Genomic DNA, 21077 nt, shown 5'->3' on the forward strand with positions numbered 1-21077 from the left:
ATAAAAAAACGACTTTCCCTATGTAGGAAAGTCGTTTTAATGAATCCAATATTAACCACCGCTCACTGGTGGAATTAGTGCAACAACATCACCAGATTGGACCCTGTCATCTTCATTTGCGTATTCTTCATTAATCGCAACCATAATTGGCTCTGAAACTGGTACATTATATTCGTTCGCAACAACATCTTTTAACTGTGCAACCGTAATATTTTCTTTCTCTATTTGTAATTCACTTGTCCCTGCTTCTTCTTGCAAGTGCGCAAATAACAATACTCTAATCATACTTATAGCTCCTTCCCAGGCTCTCCCGCCGGATATGGTGTTTTTTCTAATTGATCACCAATCCATGAGTCACCATCTTCCCAAAACTCCTTTTTCCAAATCGGAACAATTTGTTTTATGCGTTCCATAATATATTCGTTCGCTTCATAAGCCGCTTTACGGTGTGGTGTTGAAACAGCAACAACAACCGCTATATCAGAAATTTGCAACGTACCGATGCGATGTGTAATCGCAACATATGTACCTGGCCATTTCTCTTTCACTTCCAAGCCAATTTTCTCTAGCATCTTTTCTGCCATCGTCTTATAAGCAACATACTCTAAGTATAATGTACGACGCCCTTTCGTAAACTCTCTAACCGTTCCAATAAATGTTGTAACAGCACCGCATTCACGTCGAATTACTTTCTTCGTTACTTCTTCAATTGAGATTTCTGTATCAATTACTTCATAATATGTATTTATCATTTCGCACTCCTAACCGTTTGTAAAAACCAGTCTATGTACAACTCTTCTTCTGTTATATGAAATACTTTATATTCTTCTCGTATATTTGCCGGAACATCATACCACGTAATAACCGCCACTATATTTTCTACTTTATGTAAAAGCTCAATGTCTTCCGCAGAACGAAGTAACACTACTTTCGAGTAATTCTCTTTTTTATAGCCTTCTATTAAAATTGTATCCACTTCAAAAAACTCATATAAGCGAATAATTTCTTGCAAGGACCATTTCTTTCTTAGTGAAGAAAGTGAAAGCAATCCAGCACCTTCTACACTACTTACGACAGCACCAGCTTTACGGTGTCTTTCGCTATCTTTTTGCGCTACTTCTGGAAAGCCTCCGTGCCCGTGATGTTTAATTGTAGCAACTTTCATTTTTCGTTCAGCTAATGCATGCACCACTTTCACAACAAGTGTTGTTTTCCCGCTATTTTGATATCCTACTATTTGTAAGATTGAAGGGGCTTTGCCCATGGCCAATCACATCCCTCAGAGTGCTCTAACAATAATACGGATACTTTCATTCCGGTCTCAAATCCTCTCGTTCCTCCAGGTAACACGATAAAAGCATTCGCACCTGCAAGTGAAGATACCGCACTCGATTTATCTAAACCAACTGGCATCGCTTGTAACGCCCCGTCCACAATTGTTACGTTCGCTCTTACGAAACGAGTAAATGGATTTGGCTTTGGAAAATCTTTTTGTAAAATAGCATCCGCTCTATATACGTGAGGTTCCTTCGCATACAAATACGTTTTTATAATTGGATGCACAAATAATTCAAAGCCTACATAACAAGCAGACGGATTTCCTGATAAACCAAAGAGTAACTTTCCATCAACTTCAGCTACTGTCGTTACACTTCCGGGCCTCATGGCTATCTTATTAAAGAGTACATTTGCCTGTAACCTTTCATAAATAGCTGGTAAGTAGTCATAATCTCCTACTGATACACCGCCTGTTGTAATTAAAATGTCGACCTCATCCACCGCTGATTGAACAGCTGTAAAACATGCATCTAACTCATCCGCGAGTTGACCATAATAACGAACTTTCCCGCCAGCTTTCATAATTTGAGCTGCGATCATATACGAGTTACTATTTCTAATTTTCCCCGGTTCTAACGGCTCATGTACTTCTAATAATTCACTTCCTGTCGTTACAATACCGACAACAGGCTGTTTTACAACTTTCACAGTGCTATATCCAAACGTTGCTAATAAGGCGGCAACACCTGGATTAATTGCAACGCCTTTCTGAACGAGAACTTGATTTTGTTTTATATCTTCTCCTTTAAACGACACATTGTCACCGTTATTAAAAGGGCGTTTTAACTTCATATATGTTTTCCCGTTCTTCTCAAACCCTTCTGTCAGCTCTAGCATTACGACTGCATTGCAATCTTGTGGAATAGCTGCTCCTGTCATAATACGAACCACCTGAAAAGATCCTACTTCTTCTGTAAAAACAGAACCTGCCCCGATTTCTCCTATTACTTCAAATTCAACTGGATTCTCTTGAGTTGCTTCTTTCGTATCTTCTGCTCGAATGGCGAAACCATCGTAAGGGGAACGATCAAAATGAGGAACGTCATGATCTGAGACAACATCTTCCCCGAGAATTCTCCCGTAACTTTCCGTAATAGAAATTTCTTCTACTTCACCATGCTTTGCATATTTCATTACCCGTTCTACTGCCTCAGCAACTTGAATTGGAATTCGTTTTTCTACCATCGTTTCTCACCTCATATTTGCAATTTTTTTTATCTCGATTAAACTTTATATATTCAATAGAAATTACTTCAAGGAGGAATTCCATGTCTTCATTTACACACTTTAATGACCAAGGACGCGCGAAGATGGTTGATATAAGTGACAAAAAAGCAACCGTTCGAACAGCAATTGCGTGCTCTAGCATTGTCGTTACGAAAGAAATTTACGATAAAATCTCTCACAATGAAATTGGGAAAGGTGACGTATTAGCAGTTGCGCAAATCGCAGGCATTATGGCTGCGAAACGAACTTCTGATATTATCCCAATGTGCCATCCTTTACTATTAAAAGGTGTTGACGTTTCTTTCGATTGGAAACAATCAGAAGAACAATATCGTTTACTCATTGAAGTAAAAGTTAAAACAGAAGGTAGCACCGGTGTTGAAATGGAAGCTTTAACAGCTGCTTCGGCTACCGCTCTTACTGTGTATGATATGTGTAAAGCTGTCGATAAAGGTATGATTATCGGCGAAACGTACTTACTTGAAAAAACAGGCGGAAAAAGTGGAGATTATACGAGAAATTCATAATCCTTTCTCCGTTGAACCTAAAGGATTCCCTTTAGGTTCAACCTATATATCTTGCATATAAACTTTTCGCTACATTTATATCATTCGTCCCATGAATGAAAGCTCTGCCATCTGTAAATAAAACAAAACGATATTCTTCTACCGGAAACGACAATAAATAAGGTGTCGCCTTTATCTCTACGCTTCTTTGTAAGCGCTTTTTAATTTCTTCCAAATTAAAATTCTTCCGCACACCTGGACGAATTTGCACTGTATTTCGCCCACATAACACTTCTGTTTTCGTTTGTGCTTCAAATGTTAAACTCGGATATGTACGTAACCTTCCGCAAGATAAACAAGTATCTTTTTTCTGCCTATTCACTTTAAATGCCATCTGTTGATTATTCCAAAGATCAAATGATAACATCGTTTCACGAAGCGCTCCGTAGTCTTCTACTAATATTTTCAGCGCTTCCGTAGTTTGATGCGCAACTACTAATTGTACTGCCGGTTGTATAATACCAGCTGTGTCACATGTTGCTCCGCTCGCCGGATGCTCCATTAAACAGCGAAAACACGGTGTTTTCCCTGGTAAAATTGTATACGTTACTCCGTAGCTTCCAACGCACCCACCATATATCCACGGAATATTATACTTTTGTGAAATATCATTAATGAGAAGACGCGTTTCAAAATTATCTGTCGCATCTAATATTAAATCTACACCATTCACTAATTCTTCCATTTCTTGCACCGTTACATCTGTCACAACCGGAGTTATTTCCACCTCAGAATTAATCGCTCTTAAATGCTCTGCTGCCGCTACCGCCTTCGGTTTATACTGCTTTGCATCTTCTTCTGTATATAGTTGTTGTCTTTGTAAATTACTCCATTCTACATAATCACGATCAGCAATCGTTACTTTTCCAACACCCGCTCTAACAATCGCTTCTGCATTTGCCGCACCGAGAGCACCAGCACCAATAATAAGCACATGCTTCTCTCTTATTTTTCTCTGCCCTTCTTCTCCAACACCAGAAAATAATATTTGTCTTGAATATCGCTCCTGCATGCGATAGCCCCCTTTCTTATCCTCCTATATAAGACATTTCGATTTTCGGACGATTTTTTGCACTTTCTTCTGTTCGTTCATCCGAATACCTATCTTTTCTATTCATCCATACATCTTGTATAACACTTAATAACTCCTCATCCGAAAGATTTCCTCTAAGAAGTTCTCTTACATCCAAACCCTCTGTCGCAAATAAGCACGTATAAAACTTTCCATCTGCCGAAATTCTCGCCCTCGTACAAGAGACACAAAATGACTCAGAAACAGATGTAATAAAACCAACTTCAACATTTGTTCCAACGTACCGATATCGCTTCGCAACTTCACCAAAGTAATGCGCTTCAGCTGGCTCAAGCGGATACACCTTATGAATCATCTCAATCAATTCTCGTTTTGTAACGACTTGATCAAAATTCCACCCATTTGTACTACCAACATCCATAAACTCAATAAACCGAAGCGTGATTCCTTGCTCTTTAAAATACGCAGCCATCGGTAGTACTTGATGATCGTTCATCCCTTTTTTCACAACCATATTTACCTTTACTTCCAAGCCCGCCTCTTTAGCTGCTATAATTCCCTTAATTACCGGTTTCGTATTAATATTTCGACCATTAATATTCTTAAATATGTCATCATCTATCGCATCTAAACTAACATTCACTCTATGTAATCCAGCTTCTTTTAATGCCTTCGCTTGTTTCGTTAAATGAATAGCATTTGTCGTTAACCCTATATCTATTAGCCCATCAATTTTCACAAGACGTGCAATAAGTTTTGTTAAATCTTTACGAAGCAGTGGCTCACCGCCAGTAAGTCTAATTTTCCGTACACCGATGCTAACAAATAATTTTGCCAAACGCTCAATTTCATCAAAAGTTAGTAAAAACTCGTCTTTCAAAAAAGCATATTCTGGCCCAAATATTTCCGCTGGCATACAATATGTACATCTAAAATTGCAACGATCAATGACAGATATACGTAAATCTTGAAGTGGGCGTCCAAAAAAATCTTTAACCATCTCCTGCATCGCCACCCTCCCTTTCTGCCAAATTTCTTTCTTTTCATTCTATTATAATATATTTTCGAACTGCGATGTTTTTGCTCAAGTGAATAAAGTGAAACTTTAAATAATTAGAGGGGATTCACTCCCCCTGGTTAACGAGGTTTACTTACAAATACAAAGATAAAAAAACCTTGAAACATAAAAGCTTCAAGGTTCTCTGCTTATTAACTTAATCTAATAATAGTCAGGGTAGCCCCTGGCGTTGCTGTAGATAATGTAGCTATTGCAACTACTCCAAATAACTGTAAGCTAACAGCAGCTCCAGCAGGCAAGTTAGCAATTATTGTTGCACTAAATGAACCAGTAGCAACTGTCGGAGCATTTATCGTTCCCGCAAGCGGACTGCCATTTACAGTTATACGAGAACTTACAAGTAATCCTGCCGTTAGATTAATTGTATAAGCTATATAATAATTCCCTGCATTCGCAACTGTAAATACAGTATTTCCTCCACTAACAGTAATTCCTGGACCAATATTTTGATTGTTCGGTAATGGTACATTCGTGCCACCTAATAAAACAGAAATAGCGGTTCCTGATGTATTATTCGCAAATGCATATGTTGCAGTTGTACTAACTCCAGTCGCCCCGGTCGCTCCAGTGGCTCCAGCTCCGGTTGGACCTGTATCTCCAGTTGGGCCTTGTGAACCGGTTGCTCCTGTAGCCCCCGTTGGACCTTGGATTCCTTGCGGGCCTTGAATTCCTTGTGGGCCTTGAATTCCTTGGAGACCTGTCGCTCCGGTTGCTCCTGTAGCTCCCGTTGGACCTTGAATTCCTTGCGGGCCTTGAATTCCTTGCGGGCCTTGTGGGCCGGTCGGACCTATGTCACCTTGTGGACCTTGGATTCCTTGTGGGCCTTGTGCTCCTGTTGCCCCTGTCGCTCCTTGGATTCCTTGAGGACCTTGTGGACCTTGAATTCCTTGCGGGCCGGTTGGACCTATGTCGCCTTGTGGGCCTTGAATTCCTTGGGGACCTTGTGCTCCGGTTGCCCCCGTTACTCCTTGGATTCCTTGGGGACCTTGAATACCCTGTGGACCGGTTGGACCTATCTCTCCTTGAACACCTTGGATTCCTTGCGGGCCCTGTAAACCCGTCACTCCGGTTGCTCCCGTTGCTCCTGTCGCTCCTGTCACTCCAGTTGAGCCTGTCGCCCCGGTATCTCCTGTTACTCCTGTCGCACCTGTTGCTCCTGTCGGACCAGGTGGTCCACCTGATGGACCTGTCACTCCTGCCGGACCTGATGGCCCCGTTGGGCCGGTCGGTCCTGCTGGTCCTCCTGACGGGCCAGTCACCCCTGTTGGACCGGTTACTCCTGTTGGACCGGTAGTTCCTTCTCCCGTCGCTCCGGTTGCCCCCGTATCTCCTGTTGCTCCCGTCGGACCTTGTATCCCTTGAATCCCTTGTGGGCCTTGCACTCCTTGTGCACCTGTTGCTCCTTGAATCCCTTGTATTCCTTGCACTCCTTGTGCGCCCATCGGACCGGTTGGACCAATCGCCCCTTGTATACCTTGCACTCCTTGGGGGCCCTCTGGACCCGTTGCTCCTGTTACCCCTGTACTTCCTGTAGCTCCAGTATTCCCAGTTGCTCCAGTCGCACCTGTACTTCCACTCGGTCCACCGCCCGGACCTGTCGCACCAGTCGGCCCCGTCGGACCAGGAGGTCCTCCAGATGGTCCAGTTATCCCAGTTGGACCTGTTATTCCAGTCGGGCCTGTTATCCCCTGACCAGTTGCTCCGGTTGCACCTGTATTTCCACTCGGTCCTTGTGTTCCTTGTATCCCTTGTGCTCCTTGTATTCCTTGTGGACCAGTTGCACCCGGCAACCCTTGGACACCTTGAATTCCTTGAGGTCCCTCAGGTCCCGTCGCTCCAATTGGCCCCTGTAATCCCTGTATCCCTTGTATACCTTGTGCCCCAGTCGCTCCCGTTGGACCAATCGGACCTTGTAACCCTTGCACCCCTTGAGGTCCTGTCGCTCCAGTTTCTCCTTGTGGTCCTCTCAATCCTTGTGGGCCCTGCTGTCCTTCTGGTCCAGTTGCACCTATTGGCCCAACTGATCCTTGTATCCCTTGCACACCTTGAGGTCCTGTCGGGCCCATCTCCCCCATCGGACCTTGTAATCCTCTTGGTCCTTGAGGTCCTGTTGGGCCTTGTGGACCGGTTGGACCAGTAATCCCTATACCTGTAAACCCAGTTGGAACAGGGGGGAAAGTAGGCCCAATAAGTTCGGGTGGAATTCTAAAATTAGAGCTTAACGAATTTTGCTTCCGATTATTATCACGATTCTTCACACTTTCACCGCCTACAAACCGTCTTTTTCATAATAAATAAGCCTCTTCTTAATCTATTTACAAAAATAATTTCCAAGACTATTTTTATTTTAAATAATAAAAACTCCCTTAATTTCTTAAGGGAGTCCTGCAATTGAATCCATATTATCTGTATTAGGGACAGCTTGCGCTATACTCGATGTATTTACATTTTGCCCCATATTTGCTCCTGTTACAGTACCAGCAGGAGTGCCCCTTGTATACGTCGTCGTCACCGAATCTCCCGGCTGTAAACAAAGCTTCGTCTCCGTCCCTATTACTGTAACAACATCAATCCAAGTACACCCCATTGAACCACTATATGATTTCGAAGCAGTAAATGAAGTGTCACTCAAATTATCACCGGTAAATATATTTCCAGTGTTATTCACAATAACAAACTCTTTTATATGAGCAGGCATAATTACACTCTACCTTTCCTCTATGAACCTAACGTACGTGTACTCGTTGCCAAAGGCGGAAGAAATACTGATGTTCTAATGACCGCTTCTGGCTGCCTTTTTCCATTTAAAAAAATAGCCGCACTCGATCCTCCAGCACCTGCATATACTTTTGCTACAGCTAAAGGTGAGAGATCATAACAGTCACCGACATTAACAGCTCCTGTATTATTAATAATTTTTACTTTACGCAAATTAATCCCCATTTACCCCTCCTCCTTTTTTATACTGTATGCAAAAGAAAAAAACTTGAAACAGACTCGTTTCAAGTTTTTTACAATTAACTATTTCGTTTCACCTTCATATTGAAGCATACCGCCAACCATGTTCACTGTTTTAAACCCTTGTTCATTTAAATAATGACATACATTTTCACTGCGCATTCCTGAACGACAAATAAAGATATATTCATTCTCTTTATTAAAGAAATCTACTTTATGTGGGATATCGCCCATTTTAATATGTACAGCTTCTGGAATCTTTCCTGCCGCTACTTCTTCATCTTCTCTTACATCTACTAAAAATAACGTTTCTCCATTTTCTAAACGCTCTTGCACCTCTTCTGTAGTAATTGTTTTAACTTCTGTCATATGTAGTTCCTCCTTATATACAATAAAACCTTTAGTTTCTTTTTCACAAACATTCTCTACCAATTTTAGCATGCAAAAGAAAGAACGCAAAGAATCGAAAAGCTATTTCTCAATTTTCTCGTAAAACTTATTCTTTACAAACATAACTAGCACATTGTATCCTCAATATACTTGTTTTATGAAAGGAGTCGATTAAAATGACGCTTTTTCTTTTCATTATAGGCATTGTGTTCTTACTCGCTGCAATTATTGTACTTAGTATGAAAAATAATAAAAAGATAAAATCGCCACAAGAAATGTCATTCTTATTTCTATTGCTTAGCATAGCGTTTTTCGGTATAGCAATTGCTACATATATTTTCCGTCTACAAATCATGTAAAAAAAGGTGCCTACTTCAAACACTGCACCTTTTCCCCATCATTTTCCTTCTACACAAAACTAGATACTTTCCGATTCAAAAATTCATAAACTTTCTTTTCGAATAAATGAATATCCAATGCTCCTGCCATATGCCCATTTATACTTTCTATCTCATATACTTCCGCATATTTTCCTTGTTTTTGCAAAATATCTACCATTTTATAATTATAACGAGACGGCTGAAGCAAATCTTGTTTACACGGAATCATAAGTACATTCGCTTCTATGTTAGAAAGAGATTCTTCTAGTGAAGAAAACCCATGTGCAATATCATGCAATAAAACTGCCTTCGCAGTATATATCCATGAATTCGCATCTACTAGCTCCATACTTCTATATGTCGCTTTATTTATTTCTTTTTCAAATGATGTTAGTGTAGCAAACTTTTCATAAGGTTCTATCTCTATACTATTACGAGGAAATGCCATTTCATAAAAATGCTCATCAAACGCGTTCATAAACATCATTCTATTTGCTAAATGAAGCCCCTTTATCGGCTGCTGTTCTCCATATTTTCCATCTTTCCAATTTGGATCGAGTTGAATTGCTTCAATCGCATTTTGCGCTACGTTTACTGACGTAATAATTGGATTTTGTGGGTTCGTAATAACGCCAATCATCCGCTCTACCATATGTGGATAGTGAACCGCCCATTGTTGTGCAATCATTCCCCCCGCCGACGGTCCGATTACAGCGTGTAACCTTGAAATTCCCATACCTTTTATTAACTCATATTGCACACAAGCTACATCAAGAAATGTAAAAATCGGAAAATCCATAGCATATTCTTCTCCAGTTTCTGGATTAATTGATTTCGGTCCTGTTGTAATTACATATGGATTCCTCACCTGCACATTACAAAGATTATCCGTACATATAACAAAATACTTATTTGTATCAATTGCTTTTCCAGGTCCAATTAGCCCATCCCACCAACCAGACTCCTCATCATGCACTGTATATTTTCCTGCCGCATGACTTGTTGCACTAAAATAATGACAAACCAAAATCACATTTGACCTTTCTCTATTTAAAGTGCCATATGTCTCGTATCCCATTTGAACAGGAATTTCTCTGCCATTTTCAAACGTAAACCCTTTTAAAACAAACTTCTCCTTTTTTACAATTTGCACAGGCTCTCCCTCTCCCCGTTATAGTATGAACTGCTTACTAAAGTTTTTTTTCTATGCAAACTAATCTCCTTCTTCTTTTCATAAATAAATGAATAATATACAAAATTAGCCACAAAATAGCACTATATTACAAGATTAAAGAGGGCGTACATATGATTTGGAATTGGTTACGTAAGAAAAAAAAATCAAATAAACCAGAAGCAAACGAAACAGATAATCAGGAGCAGCATTCTAACAATCAAGAGGATGATAACAAAGAACAGACTAGAAGTATGAAACATAATAAAGGTAAAAATAACGAGCAAAAAGATTCTTCTCAGAATAAGCAACAAAGTGCTAAACAAGAGGATTCCTCTCAGGATAAGCAACAAAACGCTAAACAAGGTGATTCGTCTCAGGATAAGCAACAAAACGCTAAACAAGATGATTCGTCTCAGGATAAGCAGCAAAGTGCTAAACAAGGTGATTCGTTTCAGGATAAGCAGCAAAGTGCTAAACAAAATGACCCTTCTCAGGATAAGCAACAAAACGCTAAACAGGATGATTCCTCTCAAGATAAGCAACAAAGCGCTAAACAGGATGATCCCTCTCAAGATAGGCAACGAAGTGCTAAACAAGATGATTCGTCTCAAGATAAACAACAAAGTGCTAAACAAGGTGATTCGTTTCAAGATAAACAGCAAAACGCTAAGCAAGATGAACCTTCTCAAAGTAAGCAACAAAGCTCTGGAGGTAATAGTATTTATGACTTTACAAAACCAGAAAAAGATCGTATTCATTCTTTACAAAATTTAATAGAGAAGCTGAAAAAGTCTAGTGATTTTGTAAATTATCATACATCCGACGATGAAACGATGCCTTATTGGATTTCTTACTATCGCCCTTCACTTGATGGAGAAAAATTACAAAAGTATTTAATGCCCACTCTTTTAGAACGACCTAACGCATCACTAGAAGAGCTTAAGGAACATATCCCGATGAGCGGCATTACAATTACGAACGACTTACAAAAAATTGAGGATATGGTTTTAAAGGGGCATGCGATTATTCAATTGAATCAGCAAGATCAAAAATGTATGCTTGCAAACATTGCAATTGATAATTATCGTGCACCAACCCCTCCTTTAAACGAATCAACTGTTATTGGTCCGCAAGAAGGTTTCGTAGAGGATATTGATACAAACATTAATTTAGTTCGAAAACGTCTTCCTGTTTTAGATTTACAAACAAAAGAAATGATTATCGGCGAGTTTTCCAAAACAAAAGTTGTCATGATGTATTTAGACAACCTTGCTGAAAAAGATAATGTAGATTTTCTAGAAGAGTCATTACGCGCTCTTGAATATGATCAAATTAATGATAGTGCTTATTTACAAGAATTAATGGGTGAAAAATCGATTTTCCCTCTCTATATCAATACAGAACGTACTGATAGAGTTACAAAAGCACTAATTGATGGAAAAATCGCTATTTTTGTTGATGGTTCTCCAAGTGTTTTACTAACACCCGTATCCTATTTTGATTTTTTCATTTCACCAGAAGACTATAACGTCTCCTGGATGTACGCTACATTTTCAAGGATTTTACGCCTTATCGCCGTTCTATTCTCGATATGTGCTACACCGTTATACGTTGCAGTTTTAAATTATCATTATGAACTTATTCCGAGTGATTTACTTGAAACTTTGATTTTATCAAGGGCACAAGTACCATTCCCACCTTTAATTGAAGCGCTCTTTCTAGAACTCGCAATCGATTTATTAAGAGAAGCCGGGGCGAGGTTACCGATGAAAGTTGGGCAAACACTCGGTATTGTAGGCGGTATCGTAATCGGGCAAGCATCTGTACAAGCTGGGTTAACGAGTAATATTTTATTAATTATCGTTGCACTATCAGCACTCGCTTCTTTTATTACACCTATTTATAAAATGGGTAATGCTGTTCGATTACTACGTTTCCCGTTTCTAGCATTCGCGGAAATAGGGGGGCTTTTCGGTATCTCTCTTGGGTTTATCTTTTTATTTACCCATCTATTTAGACTTACTTCCTTACGTAAACCGTACGCTTTGTTTTATCCGACAAGACAACAATCTGTTAAAGACTCTTGGATTCGTTTCCCGTTAACAATGATCGATACAAGAGATGTACAAGCAAGACCACAACATGTAAAAAAAGCTGCTAAAGGAATTTCAACAAAACATAGATCAGACTTTGATGATTAAGAGATGAGGTGCATTGATGAGTAAAGTTCAAGAAAAATATCAAATATCTCCTATCTTTGTTTTCTTCTTAATTCACGGTGCACAGTTTGGAGCTGGCGTTCTCGGATTTGCTCGAATCACCGCAAAGGCCGCTGGATACGACGGCTGGATAGGCGTTGTAATCACAGGCATCGTTATCCATGTTCTTATGTGGATGATGTATTTTTTATTAAGGGAAACAAACGGGAATTTAATTGATTTACAACGACAAACCTTTGGAAAGTGGATAGGGAACGTCTTTAATATCATCTTTGCAACTTATTTTTTAATCGTCAGTATTTCGGTTATTCGAACATACGTTGAAATTATTCAAGTATGGATGTTCCCAACTGCCTCCACCTTTATGTTAACACTCTTTTTGTGCCTAGTTAGCTATTACATCATTTCTTCTGGATTTCGTGTCATTACAGGCATTTGCGTCATCTCTGTTGGTGGTACACTAGGGTATTTATTTCTAAGCTTATTCGTTTTGAAATATTCACATTGGGATAATTTACTACCTATATTCACACATTCTTTTTCAGACATTTTAAAATCCGCTCAACTGTCAATCTACAGTATGACTGGTTTTGAGATTTACCTCATGGTTTATCCATTTGTGAAAAACCCTAAACAATCTCATAAATTTGCTCAATATGGGGCACTATTTTCAAACCTTCTATATTTATTTAGCACTCTTTTAGCCTTTTCGTTTTTTAGTGAAAAACAATTGTTAAAAACGATATGGGCCCAACTTTCTATGACCCAAGTTGTTCAATTACCATTCATAGAAAGGCTAGAATATATCGCAATTTCAGCTTATTCCCTCGTTATCATTACAAGTTTTATTCTACCTTTGTGGGCGGCAACGAGAGCAACGCACGAAATATTCCTTGTAAAACAAAGAGGTGTTTTAATCGCTTTTATGTTTATCACCCTCATTGTTTCACAACTTCTAACAAACAGACACGATATTAATAATTTTATTAGTAATGCATCAAAAGGAAGCTTTTGGCTCATTTATGTATACATCCCAATTCTATTTATTATTGTGTGGGTGAAAAGAAAATGGAAAAAATCAAAAGAAAATTAATACTTATCTCTTGTATAGCACTCTTTAGTCTAACTGGATGTTTACAAAAAAATATTATCGATGACGTACACCTTATCCAAGGAACTGTCTTCGATGTAGCAAAAGATAATAAAATAAAGGTAACATTTGTTTGTCCTATTCAGCAAAAAGGAAACAAAGTTCAAGTTTTTGAAGGAACAGCAAATGCGGTAAAACAAGTAAAAGCTGACACATCTTTAGAGTCTTCTCAACCATTTGCTAGCGGGCAAATGCGGGTTGCTCTATTTACCACCCGAATTGCTAAGAAAGGAATGGTTGCTTCCTTCGATACATTAATTCGTGATGTAAACATCGGGAATGCCTTATATGTTGCTTTACTTGAAGGTAATGGTACTGAACTTTTAAAAGGAAAGTACACGACTTCATCCAACGTTGCAATTTATATAAAAAAAATGCTAGAACATAATATGGAGACCGGTCCTTTACCAACAGATAATCTGCATATAGGAGCATTCCGTTATTATCAAGAAGGGCAAGACTACTATATTCCAATTTTAAAGAAACATGGTGATAAAATAAAAATAACGGGAATTGGTCTTTTTAAAAAGGATAAATATGTTGGTAAAATTGCAGAAAAAGATATGTTTATATTCAAAGGACTTTTAGAAAAGCATAAGTTAGATTCACATGAATTTAAAGCAGATCCTGGGTACGTAATGATTAATAATATTCGTTCTATTCCAACATACGATATAAAAATAAAAAATGGTAAGCCTTCCTTTTCCATTCATGTTAAACTTGAGGCTCGTATTCAAGAAGTATCGAAACAGATTAACTTAGAGAATGCTAAGAATACAAAAAAGATTGAGAAGGTCGTTCAAAAACAATTGGAGACACAAGGTAAGAAATTAATTAAGCATTTTAAATCTCTAGATGTCGACCCTCTTGGGCTAGGAGCTAAATATAAGCAACATTATCGCCCATTCAAATTAGAAGAGTGGAAACAAATGTACAAAGATGTTCCCGTTACTATAAAATATACCGTAGACATTACAAATTCTGGTGTAATTGAATGAGAAATGATTGAACTCCTCTCTCCAGCATGATACAACGGAGAGAGGAGTTTTTTATTATCAAATAGAGAGAAGATATTTATGGGGGAGCTTATGTCTAAAAAATTAGTAAAGCCTATTTTAAATGGTATTTTATTTCTCGCCGTCTTTTTATTTGCTCATACATACTTAAAAAATGTTTCCTTCACACGTTATTTACTTGTCGTTATACCAATGTTACTCGTTGGTATATTCGGTATTGATCTTATTTTATCTATTTTAATTAAGAAAGAAGAATAACGAGCGAACATCTTATTTCTATAAGATGTTCTTTTCATTTCATAATCACCTTATGTTACAATAAACTTCGGCATAACGTAAGAAAGGATGAAACAACATGACAAACGAAAAAGGTTTAGATAAAGGATATGAACTTGTTGCAAAAATGCATGAAGTATTCGGACATCCTGTAACAAATACTCCAACAAAATTAACAGAAGAGCGTGCAAAAATCCGTGCAAGTTTTATGCAGGAAGAACTAGAAGAATTTCTTGAGGCAACGACTGTTGAAGATCAATACGATGCACTGATTGACCTTATTTACTTTGCATTCGGAACGTTTGCAGAAATGGGCGTACGTCCAGATAAAGGATTCGAAATTGTAAACAACGCCAACATGGCAAAACTATTCCCTGATGGGAAGCCTCGATTCCGTGAAGGCGACGGTAAGATTCTAAAGCCAGAAGGCTGGCAAGCACCGGAACCACAACTTCGTGCTGAAATTGAACGTCAGCGCCAAGAAGCTGAAAAAAACTGCTAGGATTTCCTAGCAGTTTTTTATTATGTCTTTTTTCTGTTGGCTTGTTAATGACCCACGTGTCCCGCGTGCCCTGCTGCTCCACTAATGCTAGCCGCTCCTGCCGCTGCCCCTGCTCCTCCTGCTCCAATTCCACCTGTCCAAGGAGAAGATTGTTGCTGTTGTTGATATTGCTGATATTGTTGGTGTTGGTGCTGTTGACCTTGGTGTCCATGATGACCGTGTTGGCCTTGATGACCTTGGTGATGGTGGTGACCTTGGTGTCCATGATGTTGGCCGTGGTGGTGATGTCCATGGTGACCATGTTGGCCTTGGTGCGTTTGATAAAGAACAGCTTGCGGATGAATGTGGTGGTGTCCATGGTGATGTACTTGTTGTTGATGACCTTGGTGATCTTGATGATGATGGTGTCCATGGTGACCTTGATGGTGGTGATGTCCATGATGGCCTTGGTGACCTTGATGATGATGGTGTCCATGATGGCCGTGATGGCCTTGGTGATGATGGTGTCCATGATGGTGGTGATGTTCATGATGACCGTGAACAACTTGCGGATACCCGCCTATCCCTCCAGCTACAACACCTACTCCTGGTACCGGAAATCCTGTCTGCACTCCTCCAACGAAAGAAGGAAATGTAGTTGGTGCTCCTACTGGAATCCCTGTTTGCACGCCAGCTACTGATGTCGGAAAGCTCCCTGTTACTGTAGGAATTCCAGCCCCTGATGTTGAAAAGCCTCCCATTGATGTAGGCATTCCAGTTTGCATGCCCGCTACCGATGTTGGAAATCCTCCTGCTGCTCCACCCATCCAGCTCGGAATTCCACCGTATCCTTGTTGGCCAGCTCCTCCCATTAACATCATTTGTTCATAACTACCCGACCCACCTCCGAAGAAGCCATGTGGTGCATTATTGTCCATCCCTTTCATTCCTTTCACCTCTTCTACTCAATTTAGCCTACCTTTTTTATCATATTTCCTATAGAAAAATAGGTGTTTGTCTGCACTAGAATTCCGCTCCTTTTTCTTCATTCATGATAAAATTAATTAACTGAATATTTTTTCTAGGAGGTATTTCTATTGAAAAACGTAATAAAGGCTTCTATCAATGACTTAGATGCAATCTTACATATAGATATTGATGTAATAGGAAACGATAGTAGACGAGATTATATTAAGGAGACTATTAATGAAGGTAGATGCATCATTGTAAAAGAAGATAATTCTATTTCCGGTTTTCTAACATACGATACAAACTTCTTTAGTTGTACTTTCCTCTCATTAATCATTGTTTCGCCAACTAAAAGAAGGCGAGGCTATGCAAGATCGTTAATCTCATATATGTTAAGTCATTCTCCTACTCGAAAAATATTTTCTTCAACGAACGAATCGAATGACAGTATGCAGAAAGTATTTAACTCGAATGGTTTTATACGTAGCGGAATAGTTGAAAACTTAGATGAAGGTGACCCTGAGATTATTTTCTACACAAAAAAGCTCAGAGCCTAAATGCTCTGAGCTTTTATTTAGCGTTAATTAGTTTGCAACAACGTTAACAAGTTTTCCAGGAACAACAATTACTTTACGAACTGTTTTCCCTTCAATTTGGTCTTGAATTGCTTCAAGTGCAAGTTGTTCCATTTCTTCTTTTGATGCGTCTTTACTCATTGTTAGTTTTGCGCGAACTTTACCCATAACTTGAACAACGATTTCAACTTCATCTTCTACAAGTTTAGACTCATCAAATGTTGGCCAGCTTGCATATGTGATTGTTTCATTGTATCCAAGTTTGCTCCATAGCTCTTCCCCGATATGAGGTGCAACTGGTGCAATCATTTTTACGAAACCTTCTACATATTCTCTTGGAAGTGTTTCAGCTTTGTATGCATCGTTGATGAATACCATCATTTGAGAAATCGCTGTGTTGAAGCGAAGCTCTGCATAGTCTTCTGTTACTTTCTTCACTGTTTGATGGTAAGCTTTTTCAAGCTCTTTATTTGGTGCGTCAGTAATTTTCTCACTTAATTCACCGTTATCTTGAACGAATAGACGCCATACGCGGTCTAGGAAACGACGAGCTCCGTCAAGACCATTTTCAGACCAAGCGATTGAAGCATCTAATGGTCCCATGAACATTTCGTATAGACGAAGTGTATCTGCACCGTGGCTTGCTACGATATCATCAGGGTTTACAACGTTACCTTTTGATTTACTCATTTTCTCGTTGTTTTCACCTAGAATCATACCTTGGTTGAATAATTGTTGGAACGGTTCTTTCGTTGGAACTACACCGATATCGTATAATACTTTATGCCAGAAACGAGCATATAGTAAGTGAAGTACAGCGTGCTCCGCGCCACCGATATAAATATCAACTGGAAGCCATTGTTTTACTTTTTCAGGATCTACAAGTGCTTCGCTATTGTTTGGATCGATGTAACGTAGGTAATACCAACAGCTACCAGCCCATTGCGGCATTGTATTTGTTTCACGACGACCTTTTTTACCAGTCTCAGGATCAACAACATTTACCCACTCGTCAATGTTGGCAAGTGGTGATTCACCTGTACCTGAAGGACGGATGTTTTCTGTTTTCGGAAGAACTAATGGTAATTCCTCTTCTTTCACAGCTGTCATTGTACCATCTTCCCAGTGAATTACTGGAATTGGCTCACCCCAGTAACGTTGACGGCTGAATAACCAGTCACGTAGACGGTACGTTACTTTTTGATTTCCTGCGCTCGTTACTTCAAGCCATTCAATCATTTTTGCGATTGCTTCTTCTTTATTTAAACCATCAAGGAATGCTGAGTTTACGTGTGCACCATCACCTGTGTACACTTCTTTCGTAATATCTCCGCCTTTTACAACTTCTTTCATTGGAAGATTAAATACTGATGCGAATTCATAGTCACGCTCATCGTGAGCTGGAACTGCCATTACAGCACCTGTTCCGTAAGTTGCAAGAACATAATCAGCAATCCAGATTGGTAATTTCTCACCGTTTACTGGGTTAACTGCGTAAGCACCAGTGAATACACCAGTTTTTTCTTTCGCAAGTTCTGTACGCTCTAGGTCACTCTTCATTTTTACAGCGTTAATGTAAGCTTCTACTGCTTCTTTTTGTTCCGCTGTTGTGATTTCTGCAACAAGCGCATGTTCCGGAGCTAGTACACAGTATGTTGCACCAAATAATGTATCAGGGCGCGTTGTGAATACTGTGAACTTCTCGTCTGTACCATCGATGTTAAAGTGTACTTCTGCACCTTCAGAACGACCGATCCAGTTACGTTGCATATCTTTTAAGCTTTCTGGCCAATCAAGCTCATCTAGATCTTCTAATAGACGATCTCCGTAAGCTGTAATTTTTAACATCCACTGTCTCATCGGACGACGCTCAACTGGATGTCCACCACGCTCACTCTTACCGTCAATGATTTCTTCGTTTGCAAGTACTGTACCAAGTGCTGGGCACCAGTTTACAGGTACTTCATCAACGTAAGCTAAGCCTTTTTCAAATAGTTTTAGGAAGATCCATTGCGTCCACTTATAGTAGTTTGGATCTGTTGTATTTACTTCACGGTCCCAATCGTAAGAGAAACCTAATGATTTAATTTGGTTACGGAACGTATTAATATTATGCTCTGTAAATTCAGCTGGGCTGTTTCCAGTATCAAGTGCATATTGCTCTGCTGGAAGACCGAATGCATCCCATCCCATTGGATGAAGAACGTTATATCCTTGCATACGCTTCATACGAGATAAAATATCTGTCGCTGTATAACCTTCTGGATGTCCTACGTGTAGGCCTGCACCTGATGGATATGGGAACATATCTAGTGCATAAAATTTTGGTTTTTCTGTCTCATCTGGCGTACGGAATGTTTTATTTTCTTCCCAGTACCCTTGCCACTTCTTCTCAATTTCTTGATGATTAAAGCTCATGAGATACCCTCCTTGAAATTCTATTTATTTTCACCGCCCAAAATACAAAAAACCTCTCATCCCTAAAAAGGGACGAGAGGTTATAGATTCCCGCGGTACCACCCTAAATTAATGTACAAATGTACATTCGCTTAGATCCGTAACGTGGATTAACGGCAATTGCTACTATTAATTTCACAACTGCAACTCAAAGGCGAGTTCATAACGAAACGTGGATTGACTTGCACCGACCGTCAACTCTCTAAACCAGCTTCTATTACTACTACTCCTTCTCACTGTTATTACACATATAAGTTACGTGAACTATCCTTCACCTAGTATCTCTTAAGAGCTTACTAAAGCGAGGACTTCTCGGTTAATCGTTACTCTTCATAACTAACGAATTCATCTTAAGACAGCCGAGCTATCTCCCTTGTTCTAAAGGTTGTTTTATTTAAATATATTCTAAAACATGTGAACATGTTCCGTCAAACTAAACTGCAATTTTTTCTTCAACTGTTTCTTCTACTTTTACTCGTTTATCATAAATACTTGTTGCTACAAGCGCTACTACAAGCATTACCATGATTGCTATAAACAATACTTCCATATTGTATAAATCTACAATTGCTCCGCCAACGACCGGTCCGAACATTTTCCCTACAGTCGCCGCACTATTTACGACCCCTTGATAAAATCCTAATTTATCTTTTGGTGCAAGTATATTTGCAATCGTTGGAACCGCAGGCCATACAAATAACTCACCAATTGTTAATGTTACCATCGCAACGAGGAACATCGTAAATTGCTGCGCTTGACTTAACACAATGAATGACGCCGCAAAAATGAAAATTCCAATCATAATTTGCTGTTTTAAGGAACGCTTCATCCAGCGAATTAACATACTAACAAGTGGCTGCGCACAAACGATCATTGCTCCGTTTATCGTCCACAATAAACTATAATGACGAAGACTAATGTTTAATTCCTGCATATGTGTTGCAATCGCTCCTTGCCACTGTACGTATGTAACCCAGCATAAAGCATATGCTACACACACGATAAGAAGTGCTTTAAATCCAGGTGTAAGTGACCACCCTTTTTTCGTTTCGACTTCTTTTTGCACTCCTGGCTCTTTCTTGTCTTCCATACCGCGGAATCCAATAAAAGCAATTAAGAAGAAAACAAAGTATAAAATAAAGTTCGCTAAGAAAATATAATCAAAACGATACGATGCAACTAATCCACCACATGCTGTTCCGATCGCAATACCAACATTTTGTCCAACATACATCGCATTAAATGCCCGTCTTCCGCCTTCTGGCCAAACCGTACCAACCATCGCATACATCGATGGGAAGACCATTCCAGAACCGAAGCCGATTAACGCTAGCCATACAACATATAACGGCCAACCGTGGAAGAACACAAGACCTAAAATTGATACAAGTGTAATCACAATCCCTACTAAAGTTGATTTATAACCGCCCCATTTATCAAATAAAACACCGCCGAGCAAGTTTCCTATTACACCAGTAAGCGAATTGATCATTAATACCATTCCGGCCACAGATAAAGATTTTCCTAGGTGATCATGCAAATAAATTGTATTAAAAGGCCATAAAAAAGAAGCACCCGTGACATTAATAATCATCCCAGCTACTAATAGCCATACTTTCCTTGGCATAGCTTCCCCTCCTATTCTATTTTTTTCGTTCATATATATAACAGTAAAATTGTAGTCGTTTTTAAATAGGAAGGCAACTGATTAATAGTTGATGAAATTCAGATAATAGTTCGTCGGTAAATGAATTTATATTGGTTGCTTCTTGGATTATATCAGCGATTAT

General features: G+C 39.3%; 22 protein-coding genes and 1 other annotated feature. Of the genes, 8 read left to right on the forward strand and 14 right to left on the reverse strand.

The window, feature by feature from the left end:
* Positions 1–51: 51 nt before the first annotated feature.
* From moaD to moeA, 4 genes are read right to left on the reverse strand one after another with little or no spacing between them, the layout of a single operon-like run.
* Positions 52–285, reverse strand: coding sequence for a molybdopterin converting factor subunit 1 (gene moaD, locus GBN78_RS00880; protein WP_000621778.1), 234 nt, complete (start codon positions 283–285; stop codon positions 52–54).
* A gap of 2 nt (positions 286–287) precedes the next feature.
* Positions 288–752, reverse strand: coding sequence for a molybdopterin synthase catalytic subunit MoaE (gene moaE / locus GBN78_RS00885; RefSeq protein ID WP_000611226.1), 465 nt, complete (start codon positions 750–752; stop codon positions 288–290).
* Positions 749–1264: a molybdopterin-guanine dinucleotide biosynthesis protein B gene (gene mobB, locus GBN78_RS00890; protein ID WP_000513647.1), complete on the reverse strand. Its 516-nt coding sequence runs from the start codon at positions 1262–1264 to the stop codon at positions 749–751. The genes moaE and mobB overlap by 4 nt, the downstream gene beginning before the upstream one ends.
* Positions 1234–2523 carry a molybdopterin molybdotransferase MoeA gene (gene moeA / locus GBN78_RS00895; RefSeq protein WP_128267158.1) on the reverse strand — a complete coding sequence of 430 codons (1290 nt, stop codon included), beginning with the start codon at positions 2521–2523 and terminating at the stop codon, positions 1234–1236. Before moeA ends, mobB begins: the two co-directional genes overlap by 31 nt.
* An 83-nt stretch (positions 2524–2606) precedes the next feature.
* Between moeA and moaC the strand changes: the two genes are divergently transcribed.
* Entirely contained in the window at positions 2607–3092 is a 486-nt protein-coding gene (gene moaC / locus GBN78_RS00900; RefSeq protein ID WP_000094146.1) for a cyclic pyranopterin monophosphate synthase MoaC, read from the forward strand.
* A 37-nt stretch (positions 3093–3129) separates the two neighbouring features.
* On the opposite strand, the gene GBN78_RS00905 is transcribed toward moaC, so the two are convergent.
* The 6 genes from GBN78_RS00905 to GBN78_RS00935 form a co-directional block, all read right to left on the reverse strand.
* Positions 3130–4143: a molybdopterin-synthase adenylyltransferase MoeB gene (locus GBN78_RS00905; protein WP_001158108.1), complete on the reverse strand. Its 1014-nt coding sequence runs from the start codon at positions 4141–4143 to the stop codon at positions 3130–3132.
* Between the two features lie 16 nt (positions 4144–4159).
* A complete protein-coding gene (gene moaA / locus GBN78_RS00910; protein ID WP_001157117.1) occupies positions 4160–5173 on the reverse strand; it encodes a GTP 3',8-cyclase MoaA in 1014 nt (337 codons plus the stop codon).
* 200 nt (positions 5174–5373) lie between these two features.
* Positions 5374–7500, reverse strand: coding sequence for a BclA C-terminal domain-containing protein (locus GBN78_RS00920; protein WP_152126876.1), 2127 nt, complete (start codon positions 7498–7500; stop codon positions 5374–5376).
* Between the two features lie 116 nt (positions 7501–7616).
* Positions 7617–7940, reverse strand: a complete 324-nt coding sequence (locus GBN78_RS00925; RefSeq protein ID WP_001110848.1) for a hypothetical protein — start codon at positions 7938–7940, stop codon at positions 7617–7619.
* A 20-nt stretch (positions 7941–7960) separates the two neighbouring features.
* Positions 7961–8185 carry a spore germination protein gene (locus GBN78_RS00930; RefSeq protein ID WP_000512465.1) on the reverse strand — a complete coding sequence of 75 codons (225 nt, stop codon included), beginning with the start codon at positions 8183–8185 and terminating at the stop codon, positions 7961–7963.
* A 78-nt stretch (positions 8186–8263) separates the two neighbouring features.
* Entirely contained in the window at positions 8264–8569 is a 306-nt protein-coding gene (locus tag GBN78_RS00935; protein ID WP_000141207.1) for a rhodanese-like domain-containing protein, read from the reverse strand.
* Positions 8570–8766: 197 nt separating this feature from the next.
* Here GBN78_RS00935 and GBN78_RS00940 point away from each other — a divergent pair, with 197 nt between their 5' ends.
* A complete protein-coding gene (locus GBN78_RS00940) occupies positions 8767–8949 on the forward strand; it encodes a hypothetical protein (protein ID WP_000171881.1) in 183 nt (60 codons plus the stop codon).
* 49 nt (positions 8950–8998) lie between these two features.
* Here GBN78_RS00940 and GBN78_RS00945 read toward each other — a convergent pair whose 3' ends face one another.
* Positions 8999–10123, reverse strand: a complete 1125-nt coding sequence (locus GBN78_RS00945; RefSeq protein WP_001167633.1) for a homoserine O-acetyltransferase family protein — start codon at positions 10121–10123, stop codon at positions 8999–9001.
* A gap of 152 nt (positions 10124–10275) precedes the next feature.
* Here GBN78_RS00945 and GBN78_RS00950 point away from each other — a divergent pair, with 152 nt between their 5' ends.
* From GBN78_RS00950 to GBN78_RS00970, 5 genes are all read left to right on the forward strand, one after another.
* Positions 10276–12345: a spore germination protein gene (locus GBN78_RS00950; protein WP_128267160.1), complete on the forward strand. Its 2070-nt coding sequence runs from the start codon at positions 10276–10278 to the stop codon at positions 12343–12345.
* Between the two features lie 16 nt (positions 12346–12361).
* Complete coding sequence (locus tag GBN78_RS00955) at positions 12362–13456, forward strand: spore germination protein (protein WP_152126878.1); 1095 nt, start codon at positions 12362–12364, stop codon at positions 13454–13456.
* Positions 13432–14511 carry a Ger(x)C family spore germination protein gene (locus tag GBN78_RS00960; protein WP_000411371.1) on the forward strand — a complete coding sequence of 360 codons (1080 nt, stop codon included), beginning with the start codon at positions 13432–13434 and terminating at the stop codon, positions 14509–14511. Before GBN78_RS00955 ends, GBN78_RS00960 begins: the two co-directional genes overlap by 25 nt.
* Before the next feature lie 90 nt (positions 14512–14601).
* Positions 14602–14787 carry a hypothetical protein gene (locus GBN78_RS00965; protein WP_000038775.1) on the forward strand — a complete coding sequence of 62 codons (186 nt, stop codon included), beginning with the start codon at positions 14602–14604 and terminating at the stop codon, positions 14785–14787.
* Between the two features lie 97 nt (positions 14788–14884).
* Positions 14885–15307 carry a pyrophosphohydrolase domain-containing protein gene (locus tag GBN78_RS00970; RefSeq protein WP_000180554.1) on the forward strand — a complete coding sequence of 141 codons (423 nt, stop codon included), beginning with the start codon at positions 14885–14887 and terminating at the stop codon, positions 15305–15307.
* Between the two features lie 44 nt (positions 15308–15351).
* Here GBN78_RS00970 and GBN78_RS00975 read toward each other — a convergent pair whose 3' ends face one another.
* Positions 15352–16233 (reverse strand): hypothetical protein, encoded by an 882-nt coding sequence (locus GBN78_RS00975; RefSeq protein ID WP_152126880.1) that lies wholly within the window; start codon positions 16231–16233, stop codon positions 15352–15354.
* Positions 16234–16383: 150 nt separating this feature from the next.
* Between GBN78_RS00975 and GBN78_RS00980 the strand changes: the two genes are divergently transcribed.
* Positions 16384–16812 (forward strand): GNAT family N-acetyltransferase, encoded by a 429-nt coding sequence (locus GBN78_RS00980; protein ID WP_000800044.1) that lies wholly within the window; start codon positions 16384–16386, stop codon positions 16810–16812.
* A gap of 27 nt (positions 16813–16839) precedes the next feature.
* Here GBN78_RS00980 and leuS read toward each other — a convergent pair whose 3' ends face one another.
* The gene (leuS, locus tag GBN78_RS00985) at positions 16840–19248 is read right to left on the reverse strand and encodes a leucine--tRNA ligase (protein WP_000009466.1); all 2409 of its coding nucleotides are present in this window, start codon (positions 19246–19248) and stop codon (positions 16840–16842) included.
* A 65-nt stretch (positions 19249–19313) separates the two neighbouring features.
* Positions 19314–19533 (reverse strand) — a binding site (T-box leader).
* Between the two features lie 187 nt (positions 19534–19720).
* Positions 19721–20914, reverse strand: coding sequence for an MDR family MFS transporter (locus GBN78_RS00990; protein ID WP_001137563.1), 1194 nt, complete (start codon positions 20912–20914; stop codon positions 19721–19723).
* Between the last annotated feature and the right edge of the window lie 163 nt (positions 20915–21077).

The sequence above is a fragment of the Bacillus sp. B2-WWTP-C-10-Post-4 genome, assembly GCF_009183805.1.
Classification (GTDB): Bacteria; Bacillota; Bacilli; order Bacillales; family Bacillaceae_G; genus Bacillus_A; species Bacillus_A cereus.